The sequence below is a fragment of the Streptomyces sp. NBC_01481 genome (genome assembly GCF_026339995.1).
Lineage (GTDB): Bacteria > Actinomycetota > Actinomycetes > Streptomycetales > Streptomycetaceae > Streptomyces.
On record NZ_JAPEPT010000002.1, the window covers coordinates 1,247,306 to 1,261,046 of the forward strand.

At 71.1% G+C, this 13,741-nt stretch carries 11 protein-coding genes; 5 read left to right on the top strand and 6 right to left on the bottom strand.

Annotated elements, in window-relative coordinates; translation table 11 throughout:
• Positions 1 to 23: 23 nt before the first annotated feature.
• The gene (locus tag OOK40_RS16430; RefSeq protein WP_266481492.1) at positions 24 to 1,883 is read left to right on the top strand and encodes a hypothetical protein; all 1,860 of its coding nucleotides are present in this window, start codon (positions 24 to 26) and stop codon (positions 1,881 to 1,883) included.
• Between the two features lie 45 nt (positions 1,884 to 1,928).
• On the opposite strand, the gene OOK40_RS16435 is transcribed toward OOK40_RS16430, so the two are convergent.
• The 4 genes from OOK40_RS16435 to OOK40_RS16450 all read right to left on the bottom strand — a co-directional run bounded on the left by OOK40_RS16435 (position 1,929) and on the right by OOK40_RS16450 (position 6,018).
• Positions 1,929 to 2,777: a hypothetical protein gene (locus OOK40_RS16435; RefSeq protein ID WP_266481495.1), complete on the bottom strand. Its 849-nt coding sequence runs from the start codon at positions 2,775 to 2,777 to the stop codon at positions 1,929 to 1,931.
• 61 nt (positions 2,778 to 2,838) lie between these two features.
• Positions 2,839 to 4,434, bottom strand: coding sequence for a transporter (locus tag OOK40_RS16440; RefSeq protein WP_266481497.1), 1,596 nt, complete (start codon positions 4,432 to 4,434; stop codon positions 2,839 to 2,841).
• Positions 4,431 to 5,252, bottom strand: coding sequence for an ABC transporter ATP-binding protein (locus tag OOK40_RS16445; RefSeq protein WP_266481499.1), 822 nt, complete (start codon positions 5,250 to 5,252; stop codon positions 4,431 to 4,433). Before OOK40_RS16445 ends, OOK40_RS16440 begins: the two co-directional genes overlap by 4 nt.
• 67 nt (positions 5,253 to 5,319) lie before the next feature.
• Entirely contained in the window at positions 5,320 to 6,018 is a 699-nt protein-coding gene (locus tag OOK40_RS16450) for a bifunctional DNA primase/polymerase (protein WP_266481502.1), read from the bottom strand.
• A gap of 245 nt (positions 6,019 to 6,263) precedes the next feature.
• On the opposite strand from OOK40_RS16450, the gene OOK40_RS16455 reads away from it, so the two are divergent.
• Together OOK40_RS16455 and OOK40_RS16460 are read left to right on the top strand one after the other, a co-directional pair.
• Positions 6,264 to 7,646 carry a transcriptional regulator gene (locus tag OOK40_RS16455; protein ID WP_266481504.1) on the top strand — a complete coding sequence of 461 codons (1,383 nt, stop codon included), beginning with the start codon at positions 6,264 to 6,266 and terminating at the stop codon, positions 7,644 to 7,646.
• A 140-nt stretch (positions 7,647 to 7,786) separates the two neighbouring features.
• The gene (locus OOK40_RS16460; protein ID WP_266481506.1) at positions 7,787 to 9,478 is read left to right on the top strand and encodes a hypothetical protein; all 1,692 of its coding nucleotides are present in this window, start codon (positions 7,787 to 7,789) and stop codon (positions 9,476 to 9,478) included.
• Positions 9,479 to 9,531: 53 nt separating this feature from the next.
• On the opposite strand, the gene OOK40_RS16465 is transcribed toward OOK40_RS16460, so the two are convergent.
• Positions 9,532 to 10,848 carry an ABC transporter substrate-binding protein gene (locus OOK40_RS16465; protein WP_266481508.1) on the bottom strand — a complete coding sequence of 439 codons (1,317 nt, stop codon included), beginning with the start codon at positions 10,846 to 10,848 and terminating at the stop codon, positions 9,532 to 9,534.
• A 173-nt stretch (positions 10,849 to 11,021) separates the two neighbouring features.
• On the opposite strand from OOK40_RS16465, the gene OOK40_RS16470 reads away from it, so the two are divergent.
• Positions 11,022 to 11,468: a hypothetical protein gene (locus OOK40_RS16470; protein WP_266481800.1), complete on the top strand. Its 447-nt coding sequence runs from the start codon at positions 11,022 to 11,024 to the stop codon at positions 11,466 to 11,468.
• A gap of 45 nt (positions 11,469 to 11,513) precedes the next feature.
• Positions 11,514 to 12,365 (top strand): formyltetrahydrofolate deformylase, encoded by an 852-nt coding sequence (purU, locus tag OOK40_RS16475; protein ID WP_266481510.1) that lies wholly within the window; start codon positions 11,514 to 11,516, stop codon positions 12,363 to 12,365.
• Between the two features lie 11 nt (positions 12,366 to 12,376).
• Here purU and OOK40_RS16480 read toward each other — a convergent pair whose 3' ends face one another.
• Complete coding sequence (locus OOK40_RS16480; protein ID WP_266481512.1) at positions 12,377 to 13,624, bottom strand: hypothetical protein; 1,248 nt, start codon at positions 13,622 to 13,624, stop codon at positions 12,377 to 12,379.
• Positions 13,625 to 13,741: the final 117 nt, after the last annotated feature.

The window sequence follows — 13,741 nt, forward strand, 5'->3', positions numbered from 1 at the left end:
CGTTGACGGCCGCGATAGTAGGCATGACAACCCTCGGCGACCGCGCGTACATCGTCGCCCGCGGTCAGAACCCGCCGCTCCTCGGCGAGATCGATCTGACGTCCAGAACCCTCACCAGAACCGTCCGGCTCGGGCGCGGCGAGGGCGGCTGGGCGGCGACCGTATCGGGCGGGCAGGTCTACCTCGGGACCTATCCGTTCCCGGACATCTACCGTTTCGACCCGGCCACCGGCGAGGTGAAGCTGATCGGAACGGTGGGCCCGTCGGGCGGTTTCGTCTGGTGCCTGACCACGGCGCCCGACGGCACCGTCTACGCGGGCACTTCGCCGCGCGGCGAAGTGTGGGAGTACAAGCCGGCCACCGGCACCCTGCGCAATCTCGGCAACGCCGTGCCTGGCCAGCAGTACGTACGCGCGATCGCCGCCGACGACCGGTACGTCTACGCGGGCACACTGCCGTCCGGCTATGTCGTGGCGTACGACCGGGCGACCGGTGTGAAGACGAACCTCACGCCGGCGCCCTACGGTGGCGCGGCCGCCATGATCGCCCGCGGCGGCCGGGTGATCGCGGCGCTCACCAAGTACCTCGTCGACATGGCGTCCGACGGCAGCGACGCACGGGTGATCGCGACGCCGGCGGCCGAGCGGCTGATAGACGCGATGACGATGACGGAGGACGGCACGCTGTACTGCGTCGGCCGCCCCACCGGAACCGTCTACCGGCGGGACGGCGACACGCTCGTGCCCGTCGTCGCGCCGGTGAGCGGCGACGAGCACCGAGCGCTGATCCCGCTCGACGGGGGCAGGACTCTGCTCGGCGGCGCGGGCAGCGGCCGGCTCTGGTGGCTCGATGTGGCCGGCGGCAAGTCGGACATACTGGAGCTGATCGACGCGGGCCTGTCCGGGCCGGATCCCGTGCAGTCCATGACGTACGGGTCACACGGGTCGGTCCACGTCGGCGGGCACTTCTCGATCACGACGCACCGGCCGGAGCACGGCACGCCCAAGAGGGTCAGGGTCGCGGGCGAGCCGAAACAGCTGCGGGTGATCGACGGCAAGGTGTACGCGGCGATGTACCCGAGCACCGAGGTGATCGAACTCGACCCGGACCGCGGCAGGGTGAGGTCACTGGGCTTCATCGACCACGAACAGCAGCGGCCGACGGACTTCGCGCGCTTCGGCCGCGAACGCCTGCTGCTGTCGAGCGCCCCGGGCGTCGGCCTGCTCAAGGGCGCGCTGACCGTGGTGGACACCTGGCGGTGCAGACTCCAGGTCTACCGGGACGTCATCGTCGACCAGAGCGTGATGTCGGTCGCGCTGGACGACCGGCACGGGTGTCCGATCGCGTATCTCGCCGGTGACACCTGGGGCGGCGGCAGCGTGCCGCCGACCCGGCCGAGCGCGACGATCGCCGCCTTCGACCTGCGGCGCCGCGAGGTGCTGTGGGAGGTCGCACCGGTCGAGGGGTACGCGAGCATTCAGCACATCGAGGTGTGTGACGGTGTGCTGTACGGGGTCTACAAGCGCCTCGCGGGCGCCTGGTTCGCGATGGACCTCCAGACGCGTACGGTCCTGCGGACGGGCAAACTGCCGAGCTACGGCGAACTGAGCGTCCACCGTGGTCAGGTGTACGCCTCGGTGTTCGGCGGGCTGGTCTACCGGCTCGGACCGGGGCTCGACGAGCCCCAGGTGGTGCTCGGCGGCCTCGGCGACGGCTGGTACAACCCGCCGCAGCTGGCCTGGGAACGGTCGTCCTGGTACGCCTGGGGCGTCGCAGGCCGCGATCTGGCCAGGCTCCGGCTGAATCCGTCGTGCCCGAGCGGGGTCGATACGAGGGTGCGGCCGCCGGACGAGGCAATACTGGAGTCGCTGCTCGCGAACTGAGCGACGGAGCACACCGAGCGTTGCCCGTCGTGCGGGACGAACCCGTCAGCCGATCGGCTGGCGGGTTTCCGTACGCACCTTCACCGTCGCCTCCGCCATGGCCTTGAGGTCGACCTCCTGCGGGGACTGCTTCGCGGTCTCGGGCGTCACGATGGCCACCGACGCACTGGTGTTGCCGTCGGCCCAGGCGCACATCGGGAGCGTGGTCTTCCCGCCCGTGGTCTGCTGAGTGACCACAACCTGGCAGCTCACTGGCACGTCCGAGCCGGCCGGAGTGAAGTCCGCCGCAGGCACGACGATGCTGGAGCCGTCCGCCTGCCCGGCGCCCGCCAGCAGTTTCGTACGGGCCAGATCGGGGTCCTTGATACGGCCGTGAAGGCCCGAGATGACCAGGACACCGGACTCGGACGCCGACACGTACTGGGCCACGGAGCCCCGGGGGTCGCGGATATTTGCCTCGCTCGTTCCCGCCAGCGCGCCCTGGTGCTTGTCCGACTGGTCGTCGGCGAGCTTGTATTTTCCGTCGAGCAGCGTCGGGGGGAGGGTGAGCCGGTACTCCGCCTTCGGGAAGCCCGCTCCCGTGGCTCGCTCTCCGGCGGGACGAATGACGTTGTTCACCAGCCAGGCAACAGCGACGAGTGCCGCGATGGACGCCACCACGATGCTGAGGACCATGACCGTGCGGTCCTTCTTCGGCGGCGGTACGGGAGGCGCCATCGGCAGGCCGCCCCAGCCGCCGGGGCCGCCCGCACCCGGGTAGGGCTGCTGCTGGTACGGGCCGGGAGGCGGCCCCCCGTACCCCTGCGGGTTCTGCGGGTACTGAGGCTGCTGCGGGTACTGCGGGTTCTGCGGGTACTGAGGCTGCGTGTAGGGGTTCGGGGGCGGCGTAGACATGATCGCCACGCTATCCGCCCGCCGCCACACGCGGGCGCCCGCCCCCTCAACCCTCCCCGGCTCAGCCCTTGCTGACCGCCGCCAGGATCTCCGGCAGCCGGTTCGCCGTCTGCGGCGCCGCCAGCCGTACGCCCCCCCAGCCGATCAGCAGGCCGTACGCCGCGCCCACCGGCAGCAGCACCCATGTCGCCGACTGGCCGCTCGCCGCGTGCAGCAGGATCGTCAGGGTGATCACCGGCGCGCACAGCACGGCTGCCGAGATCATGCCGCCGAAGATCGAGATCCAGGCGAGTCCGCCCTGCCCGGGCGCGACGTTCTTGTACGCGCTGTCCTGCGGGATCGAGTAGGGGAAGCGCGCGGAGGCCACCGCGCCCGTCGCCAGCATCGCGCCCAGCAGCGCGAAGGACAGGCCGAGGACCTCGGGCAGGGCCTTCCAGTTGCCCAGCAGCGACGCGGTGAGCACCGTGACAAGCGCGGTGTACGGAAGGGTGATCACGAGCAACGCCAGGGCGCGGGCGCGCAGTTCGGTGTACGCGTCCTTGGTGGACGAGATGGTCAGCGCGACCATCCAGAACGCCGAGGTGTCCTGCCCGAACTGGTTGTACATCTGGATGCCGAGCATCCCCGCCGCGAAGCAGGCGAAGTAGATCGAGCCGGTGCCCTGAAGGGCGTTGAACAGCGGCACGATCAGACCGATCGCCAGCGCCGTCACCCAGGCTGCCTTGGTCTTCGGGTCACGCCACACATAGCGCAGGCTGCGCTGCATCACCGTGCCCGTACGGCCCTCGGGCAGCAGCTGGTGGAAGCCGGAGGCGGACTCCTTGCGGGTCGGCTCGGACGCCGCCGCCAGGGTCGAGCCGTCCGGGGTCGTCATCAGCTTCGTCAGGCTGCGCTGCCAGGAGCCCAGCAGCAGGGCCAGAGCGAGTACGGACAGGGCGAGTTGGGCGACCGCGGCCCCGTACGCTCCTTCGCTCACCGAGTCCACCGCGCCGATCGCGGACGCCGGCGGAAGCCACCGTACGACCGCCGTCACCGGGTCGAGCGCTGAGAGGCCGCCCGCGTCGCCGAGGCGCTGGGCGCCGAAGTTGACGATCTGGATGCCCACCGCGATCACCAGTCCGCTGAGCACGGCCAGGTCGCGGCCCTTGCGTGAGGTCAGCAGGCGGATGTTGGCGGCGGCGACCGCCCGCGCGAGCGCCACGCACACCAGCAGCGTGAGCGGCACGGCGATCACGGACACCACAACCGCTGTCGCACCGTGAGCGATCGCGAACGCGGAGCCGACCGCCAGACAGAGCGTGAACAGCGGCCCGATGCCCACCAGCGAGGCCGCGAGCAGCGCCGAGACCAGCGGGCGCGGACGCAGCGGCAGCATCACCAGACGCGTCGGGTCGAGCGTCTCGTCACCGCTCGGGAAGAACAGCGGCATGACCGCCCAGCCCAGGGCGAGCACCCCGGTCAGCAGTACGACCACCGACGCCGCGTGATCGTTTCCGCGCAGTGCGATCAGGCCGATGAGCTGGAGCGCCGCGAAAAGCAGTGTGACGACGACGGACGAGATGTACGCGGCCCTGCGGCCCGACGACTGGCGCAGGCCGTTGCGCAGCAGCGACAGCTTGAGGCGGACGAAGACCGGGGTGAGTGCGGAGGTGCTCACCTGGCGCCACCGCCGCCGAGCCAGTCCAGGGACGCCCCGGTGTCCCGGCCGTTCGCCCCCACCAGTTCCAGGAAGGCGCTCTGCAGCGAGGGCGCGTCGCCGCGTACCTCGGCAAGCGGGCCCTGCGCGCGGATACGGCCCGCCGCCATCACCGCCACCCAGTCGCACAGCGACTCCACCAGCTCCATCACATGGCTGGAGAAGACGACGGTGGCACCCGAGGCGGTGTACCGCTCCAGGACCCCGCGGATGGTCTGCGCCGAGACCGGGTCGACGCCCTCGAACGGCTCGTCCAGGAACAGCACTTCGGGATTGTGGAGCAGCGCGGCCGCGAGACCGATCTTTTTGCGCATGCCCGTCGAGTAGTCGACGACCAGCTTGTGCTGCGCGCCCGCCAGGTCCAGTACGTCGAGCAGCTGCGCCGCGCGCCGGTCGACCTCCTTGCCCGGCAGCCCCCGCAACCGCCCGTTGTAGGCGAGCAGTTCGCGGCCCGAGAGCCGCTCGAACAGGCGCAGGCCCTCGGGCAGTACGCCGATACGGGACTTCACCTCGACCGGGTCGCGCCACACGTCGTGGCCCGAGACCTCAACCCGGCCCTGGTCGGGGCGGAGCAGGCCGGTCACCATCGACAGGGTCGTCGTCTTGCCCGCGCCGTTCGGGCCGACCAGGCCGATGAACCTGCCCGCGGGGAGCGTGAGATCGATACCGGCGACCGCGATCTGCTCGCCGAACCTCTTCCACAGTCCCTCAACGCGAACGGCGGGCGGCGCTGTTCGCGCTCCGCCCGCCTTCTCGGCTCCAATTGCCTGGTCCGGCATGGTGCCCCTGCCCTTCGATGTCCCCGTATGTATGTCTGTACGGGGACCACCTTATGTACGGCGCGTCCTAACCGCGCCGGGCCCGTTCAGCTGCCGCATCCCGCCCGCACGCGTAGGCCAGGGGGCTGATCAACTCCTCGGCGTCCGGCAGCCATCGGTTGGCCGGGGTGGGGCGGCGCGCCCACTGCACCGCGCCGTACCCGCCGATCCGGGTCGGCGGGGCGGCGACATAGTGGCCCTCGCCCCGCGCGATCAGGTCGATGCCGCTCGGCGTCCAGCCGAGGGTGCTGATCATGTCGGGGATCTTGGGCGCCGCTCCTGGCAGTACGAAGAACAGCATCCGGCGGTCGGGGGTGCAGGTCACCGGGCCCAGCGGGAGGTCCATCCGCTCCAGGCGCGCCAGCGCCAGGAAGCCCGCCGACTCCGGGACTTCGAGAGCGTCGAAGGTGCGGCCGGTCGGCAGCAGGATCGAGGCCCTGGAGTGTTTCGACCACAGCCGGCGTGCGGCGACCGCGCTTCCTGTCGCCTGGTTCGCCCAGTCCGGCCTGACCGGGTGGGCGCCGGGCGCCGGGCACGCTGTGTCGCCGCACGAGCAGCGTTCCCTGCCCTCCACCGCCTCCAGCCAGGTGCCGGGGAACACGTCCCAGTGCCGCTCTTCCGCGTACCGCACGGCATTGTCCAGCAGCTGCTCACCTCGCTGTTGGGGGATCCGTGCGGCTTCCGTGAGTCCGATGGTCTCTTCCACGTCACACTCAACTCCCGCCATCACCTTGAGTTACGGGCGGGTCTCGGGCGGGGCCCGGAGCATCGATCCTGCACGCGGGGCGCATGGGTGCACGGGCGGGGGCGCGCATGCGGCGGGGCCGCGGCGGGCGGGTACCCACTCGCAATGGGCGTCACGCGGACCGGGGCGTCAGGGAAAAACCCGACCAACTCAGTCCAAGTCTGCATTGTCCGACATCCGCCGGGCATTGATCACTTCATGGATCATCGCGGCCTCAGGGGGTAATCATGGCAGCCAGGCCTCTCGTCGCCCGACAACCGAACGAACGGTTGCAGGCGCTCATTCAGGAAGCCGGGTGTTCCAACGCCGGCCTCGCCCGTCGAGTCAACATGGTGGGAGCCGAGCGGGGTCTTGACCTCCGCTACGACAAGACATCGGTGGCGCGCTGGCTGCGCGGACAGCAGCCGCGCGGCCGGGCGCCGGGAATCATCTCCGAGGCGCTGGGCCGCAAACTCGGGCGCACGGTCACGATCGACGAGATCGGCATGGCGAACGGCAAGAACCTCGCGTCGGGTGTCGGACTGCTCTTCTCGCCGACCGTGCTGGGCGCCATCGAGCAGGTCTGCGAGCTGTGGCGCAGCGATGTCGGCCGCCGCGACTTCCTGTCCGGCTCCGCGGTCGCCGCGTCCGCGCTCGTCGAGCCGAGCCGCGACTGGCTGATCACCGGCGCGGACAGCCAGGTGGCGCGGACGGCAGGGGCGCGGGTGGGGGCCTCGGACGTCGAAGCGGTACGGGCGATGACGGCGGCGCTCACCGAGCTGGACCACCGCTTCGGCAGCGGGCATGTCCGGCCGGTCGTCGTGCACTACCTGAACAGTGTGGTCTCCGGGCTGCTCTCGGGCTCGTACCGCGAATCGGTCGGCCGTGAACTGTTCGCCGCGGCGGCCCGGCTGACGGAACTCGCCGGATATATGGCCGTCGACACCGGCCAGCCCGGTCTCGCCCAGCGCTACTACATCCAGGCGCTGCGCCTGGCCCAGGCGGCGGGCGACCGGGGATACGGCGGCTATGTGCTGGCCGCCTCCATGAGTCATCTGGCGGCCCAGCTCGGGAACCCTCGCGAGATCGCCCAGCTGGCGCGGGCCGCCCAGGAAGGCGCCCGGGGGAGGGTCACCCCGAGGGCCCAGGCGATGTTCTTGGCGGCCGAGGCGCGCGGGCACGCCCTGCTCGGGGACGCCCGCACCTGCCACGAGGTGGCGGCGAAGGCGGTGCGCGCGCTGGAGCAGGCGGAGCCGTCGGCGGGCGACGACCCGGCCTGGATCGCCCACTTCAATCAGGCCTATCTCGCGGACGAGCTGGCGCACTGCTACCGCGACCTCGGCCAGCCGGAGGCGGCCGCGCGCCATGCGTCGGACGCGCTGGACGGTCTGCCGGAGTCGCGGGCCAGGCGGCGGGCGATCGGGCTCGTCCTGCTGGCCACCTCGCAGGTGCAGCAGCGGGAGGTCGAGGAGGCCTGCCACACGGGCATGCGCGCGGCGGAGCTGCTGGGCACGCTGCGCTCCAGCCGGGGTTCGGAGTACCTGGACGATCTCCAGCAGCGGCTGGAGCCGTACGCGGACGAGCCGTCGGTCCGCGAGTTCGGGGCGCGTCTCGAGCTCCAGGCGGCGTGAGGGGGAGCGCGGGGTATCGGCGGGCAATACCAGCGTCTTGTGCAGCAGTCTTGTCACCGCTCCCACGCGTGTGTGCGGAGCGGCCGAGTCACCCGGTAGCGTGAACCGTCGATTGCGTAGGTCCACACGTAGGAGTCCCGGTGACGCAAAGCGGACAGGGTGACGAGCAGCAGCAGCCTGCAGCTCGGCCCGCGCACGAAGGCGTCGTGCTGCCCGCCGACGGAAGCGAGCCCTGGATACCGGGGGTCTCCGAGGCTCAGGCTTCTCCGGCGGGCGGCCGTCCGTGGGGCGAGCCGTGGGGACCGCAGCAGGGTGGACCGGGTGCGCCTGGTATGCCGGATATGTCCGGCGGTCCGCACGTCCAGGGTGCGCAGGACGGTTGGGGTCAGAACCCGCAGTCGGGGTACGACGGTCAGCCGCAGGGCCGGCCGTCGCAGGAGCCTCAGCCGGGGTACGGCGCGCACGCGCAGCAGCAGGGCGCCCATGCACTGCCGCCGCACGAGCCAGCCGCCCAGTCCGGGTACGGCGCCCAGCCGCTGCCCGCGCCGGGCGCGCCCGCCCAGTCCGGGTACGGCGGCCAGGCGCTGCCTCCCGCCGGGGCGCCGCCGCAGGGACCTGCCCCGTACGGCGGGTACGGCGGCCAGGCGCTGCCCCCGCAGGGCCCGGCCCCGCAGAGCGGATACCCGCAGGGCCCGGCCCCGGATGCCGAGTACGGCACGCAGGTGCTGCCCGCGCAGGCCGGTGCGTACGGCGCGCAGCCTCAGCCTCAGCCGCTGCCGGACGCCCTGCCCCCGCACGCCGCCGGCGCGGACTCCGACGCCACGCAGTACATCCCTCCCGTCGCCCCGGGCGCGCCGCCGGGTCAGAACCCCGCCGAGTCGACGCAGTTCCTCGGTGCCGTGCCCGGCCGGGGGCCCGCGTCGGGGCCCGACGCCGATGCCACGCAGTACATCGCGCCGGTTCCGCCCGCGCCCAGCGCCGCGCCCTTCGGGATCCGGCCGGGGGCTCCGGGGGACAGGCAGCCTCCCGCGGAGTTCGACAGCCTCTTCCGTACGGACGCGCCCGGGGACCGGATTCCGGACTCCACCCAGCAGTTGCCCCGCTTCGAGGCGCCCCGGGTGCAGTTCCAGCAGCCACGCCAACAGCAGTACCAGCAGCCGCAGTACGAGCCGCACGACCTCGACCCCGAGCCCCGCGCGCACAAGTCCTCGCGCACGCCGGTCATCGCGGCGGTCGTCGTCGGCTGTGCCGTACTCGGACTCGGCGTGAGCATGGTGATGTTCAACGGGGACGACAAGAAGGACGACTCCGGCACCGGCAAGAACGTCGCCGCCACGTCCCCCGCCCCGAGCGGCAGCCCCCAGTCCGCCGCCGACCCCGCCAAGGCGCAGGCCGAGGCGCTCGACAAGCTTCTCGCGGACAGCAACAACAGCCGCTCCGTGGTGATCCGCTCGGTGGAGAACATCAAGCGGTGCCAGAACCTGGACCAGGCGACCACCGATCTGCAGGGCGCCGCGCAGCAGCGCCGCGGTCTGGTGACCCGGTTGGACGGCCTGACCGTCGACAAGCTGCCCAGCCATGACGAGTTGACCTCGGCGCTCACCAGGGCCTGGCAGGCGTCCGCGTCGGCGGACGACCACTACGCGGCCTGGGCCCAGCAGGTCAAGGACAAGAAGGGCTGCAAGGACGGCAGGGCGCGCAACACCGGCCAGACCGCCCTGGCCAACCGCGCCAGCGGTGACGCGAGCAAGGCCAAGAAGGAAGCTTCCGGGCTCTGGAACGACATCGCCGCCAAGTACGGGCTCACCAAGCGGCGCAGCGAGCAGTTGTAGAAGCGGCCGCGGTGGTCAAGGGGCCTCAGAGCACCTCAGGGCCTCAGAAGGTCTCAGAGGGTCGAGGATTCCGTCAGCGTCTTGGTGACGTCCACGAAGCCCGGCTTCTGCGCCACCAGCCGCCCGCCGCGCACTACTTGGAAGGTCACGCTGCGGTTGACGATCCGCGGGAAGCTGGGCGTGCCGAGCATGTCGTCGTACTCCCACCGCAGGGTGGGCGTGAGCCCGCCGGTCGACACCTGCACCCCGTTGTCCAGAGCCTTCGAGATCATCCCCGGGGTGATCTTGTCCGCGTGGAGCGACTTGATGACCGTCCGCAGCACGGTGTAGGCGATCCAGGTGGTCTGGACGCCCGCGTCGGCGGGGTCGATGCGGTTGTCGCCGAAGGCGTGGGCGCGGATGACCTTCTCCATCTCGGTCCAGCGCGCATCGCCCGCGTCCGGGTACCAGCCGGTGACGTACGCGCCTTCGAGCGGGCCGTTGCGGCCGCCGGTGCGGTCGATGAGCGGCTGGCCGACGCTGCCCATGACGGAGGAGATCCGGATCTTGCGGTTGTCCTCGGGCAGTCGCCGGAAGGAGTCGACGAAGGTCTCGGTGCGGTCCCCGAGCGCCGCCGTCACACATCCGGGGCGGTCCGACCCGAACGCGATACCGGCCCCCGCCTTCTTGCGGGCCTGCGTGGCCTGCGAGGTGTAGTCGGTCGCGTCCTCGGCCGCCAGGATGTCGGTGGACTTGTCCCGGCTGCCCTCGGAGAGGCCGGAGTTGAGGAGCTGGGGCAGCTCGTCGCCCGCGAGGGTGTTGGGCCGTACCAGCGAGACCCGCTCGCACACGTCGGCGAGCTGCCGGCCGTTGCCCGCGAGAAGGGACGCCTGGCCGCCGTTGACGGGGTAGGAGAGGTAGCTGGTGAACTCCTCGCCGGATATCCCGTACCCGCCGATGTAGGGGATGCCCGCGGCCTCCAGGGGGGCCATGAACGCGTCGCCGTGCTGGCTGTAGGAGCCGACGACCGCGACCACGCCCTCCTTGACCGCCCGCCGGGCGCAGGCGGCGGCCCCGGTGGAGCTGTTCTCCTCGTTGCAGGAGATGACCCGAAGCTCGTGCCCGTCCAGGCCGTCCTGTGTCTTGGCCCACTTGGCATAAGCCTTCGCCATCGCGGGCATGCCGGGCATGTTCGTCGCCCGGGTGTCCTCGGGAGCGAAGGTCATCACCTTGACGGGCTCCCTGGAGCCCCCCGAGCCATCAGGGAGCACGCCACAGCCCGCGACCAGAGACGTTCCGGCCGCCACAGCTGCCGTGGTGGTCGTCCAAACGGCCCGAACCCGTGCGGTCCTGGAGGGGCGGGGGGAGGAGGAACGTCGCCAACCGGTCATGGTCAAGCACATTTCCGCCTCCCGGGTAACGGCGCAGTGAGCATTGTTCAACCAGGGGTGACGAGAAGGTGAATTACAGGGGGCGGTCAGGCCGACCGGCGGGGGAACGTACGATCGACGGCGTGCAGCAAGGATCGGTCCCCTCTTCCCGTCGCGGCAGTCGCTCATCCACCATGGGCGGCATGCCGCTCAATGACATGCCCTGGTGGCGCTGGCGCAGCAACGTGCGCTCGGCGCTGCACATGCTTTCCGATCCCGTCTTCCATCAGGAGTGCTGGCTCGCCGGCCGCGAGGGGTACGGCGACGTCACCGACGCCGTGTACCGCCTGGTCGAGGACACCTGGCTGGACAACTGGTCCGCCGAGAAGTACGTCGGCACGATCTTCCGCGACTCGGGCGAGGCCGCGCTGGTCGACGTCGCCGTCCTGCGCGTGCTGCGGATCATGCACCAAGTCGGTGCGGACGCTCCCGTATCGGCGTATCTGGAGCATCACGGCTGGCCGGAGGCCGTACGGGCCGCCCGTGAGGCGCACGTCCGCCTCTCGGCCAACGACGGCGAGGACCCGGATGCCCCGCCGCGTTCGCTGGACGTGCTCCGCATCATGACGCGGTCCGCCTGACGGACGCGTTCCTGCCGCGACCGGCCGATATGGCACTCTACGGGGATGACTGACCAGTACGTCCTGACGCTCTCCTGCCCCGACAAAAAGGGCATTGTGCACGCCGTGTCGAGCTATCTCTACATCACCGGCTGCAACATCGAGGACAGTCAGCAGTTCGGGGACCGGGACACGGGTCTGTTCTTCATGCGGGTCCACTTCTCGGCCGAGGAGCCGGTGACCGTGGAGAAGCTGCGGGCGGGCTTCGCCGCCGTCGGGGAGTCCTTCCAGATGGACTGGCAGATCCATCTCGCCGAGGAGCCGATGCGGATCGTCCTCATGGTCAGCAAGTTCGGCCACTGCCTCAACGATCTTCTCTTCCGCTGGAGGACGGGCGCGCTGCCGGTCGAGATCGCCGCGGTCGTCTCCAATCACACGGACTTCGCGGAGCTCGTCACCTCGTACGGCATCCCCTTCCATCACATTCCGGTCACCAGGGACACGAAGGCGGCGGCCGAGGCGCAGGTGCTGGAGCTGGTACGCGCCGAGAATGTCGAACTTGTCGTGCTCGCCCGCTATATGCAGGTGCTCTCGGACGATTTCTGCAAGCAGCTGAGCGGCCGGATCATCAACATCCACCACTCCTTCCTGCCGAGCTTCAAGGGCGCGAAGCCGTACCACCAGGCCCACGCGCGCGGCGTGAAGCTGATCGGCGCGACCGCGCACTATGTCACGGCCGACCTCGACGAGGGCCCGATCATCGAGCAGGAAGTCGAGCGCGTCGGCCACCAGGTGACCCCGGAGCAGCTGGTGGCGGTAGGCCGCGACGTGGAGTGCCAGGCGCTCGCCCGCGCGGTGAAATGGCACGCGGAGCACCGGATCCTGCTGAACGGGCGTCGTACGGTCGTCTTCGCCTAGCTTGAACACCCTTAGGGCGACTGCCCGGGGGCGTTGTCGCACAGGTCGTCGAGGAGGAACGCGTCCTCCTGCAACTGCAGCTGCCGCTCCGCCTCCAGTTGCTCCAGCAGCCGCGTCAGCAGGGCGCTGCTCCGCGGCGCGCCCAGGAACTCCAGCACCGCCCGGTAGAACGCGTCCCGCAGCGTCGGCGGCATCGCGTCCGAGGCGTCCAGGCAGATCTGGCCCGCCCCGTCGAACAGGTCCTGCACTGCCCGCGTGCTGCGCGACAGCGGTACGGAGCCGAACGTGCCGCCGGGGAAGTACGGCCGCTCCGCGGGCTTCGCAGCCTTCGCCCAGTCCTCGCGCGCCTCGCGGGAAGTGAGGCGGCCCAGCAGGTCCCACGCCGCGACGCTGGGCTTGAAGACGGCTGCCAGGTCGCCGGAGACCTCGTAGACGTGCGCGCCCGCGTTCCTCGCCCCGAGGAAGCGGGCGGTCGGCTCGGGCAGGACGTCGTCGCCGTAGTGGCGGCGGATGAACGAGCCCTGGTGCTCATGGGTGCAGTCGCTCCGGTTCAGCAGCCCGTACCGGCCGTTGCCGAGCAGCTCGAAGGAGGAGCGCAGCCCCTCCGCGCCGAGGGCCTTGCCGTCGTCCCCGTCGTCCCCGTCGTCCCCCTTGTTCGCGGCCAGCAGCCTGCCCCACTCCTCCCACGCCGGCCGCGTCGACTGCCACGAGGCCTTCCCGGTCGCCCAGCTCTCGTACTGCGCGGGTCCCTGCCGCTGCAGCAGCAGATCCTCCACCCAGTCGGTGCCCGGCCAGCCCGAGGTGGCGCCGGAGCCCATGCCGAGGCACCAGTCCGGATCCTCCCCAGCGCTCGCCCCGCGGCTCCACACGAGCGACTTGAGGTCCACCCGCACGGGCGCCCAGTATGCGTGCGTACGGGCCTCGCCCCGCTCGTTGTCGACGGTCACGGCCGGCGCCCACGGCGGGACGGCAGCCCCCGCGACCTTCTCGGGGAGCGGATACGCGTCGCCGGTGCGGGCGTACTCGGCCAGATCGCCGGGGCTGCTCAGGATCGCCAGGTCCGGCGGCGCGTCCGCCTGGAGCTGGGCGAGCAGCGTCTCGCGCAGGGAGCGGGTGCCCTTGTAGACGTAACTGCGCCCGGTCCGCTCGCCGATACGCCGCAGCGCCGCCACGAACGGCCGCTCCTCGCCGTCCGTCCACGGGCCGAGGACGACCAGCGTGCGCTCCTCGGCCGCGTCCGAGCAGCCGCTCGCCGTCACGGCGGCGGCGGTGAGCAGACAGCAGGCTAGGGCGTGTTTTAGAAGTCGCGCCTGCCCCGCGACGCCTGGCACGCGCACTCGCGGTGTTGTCGGAGTCGCCCAAGTACGTCCAGTACG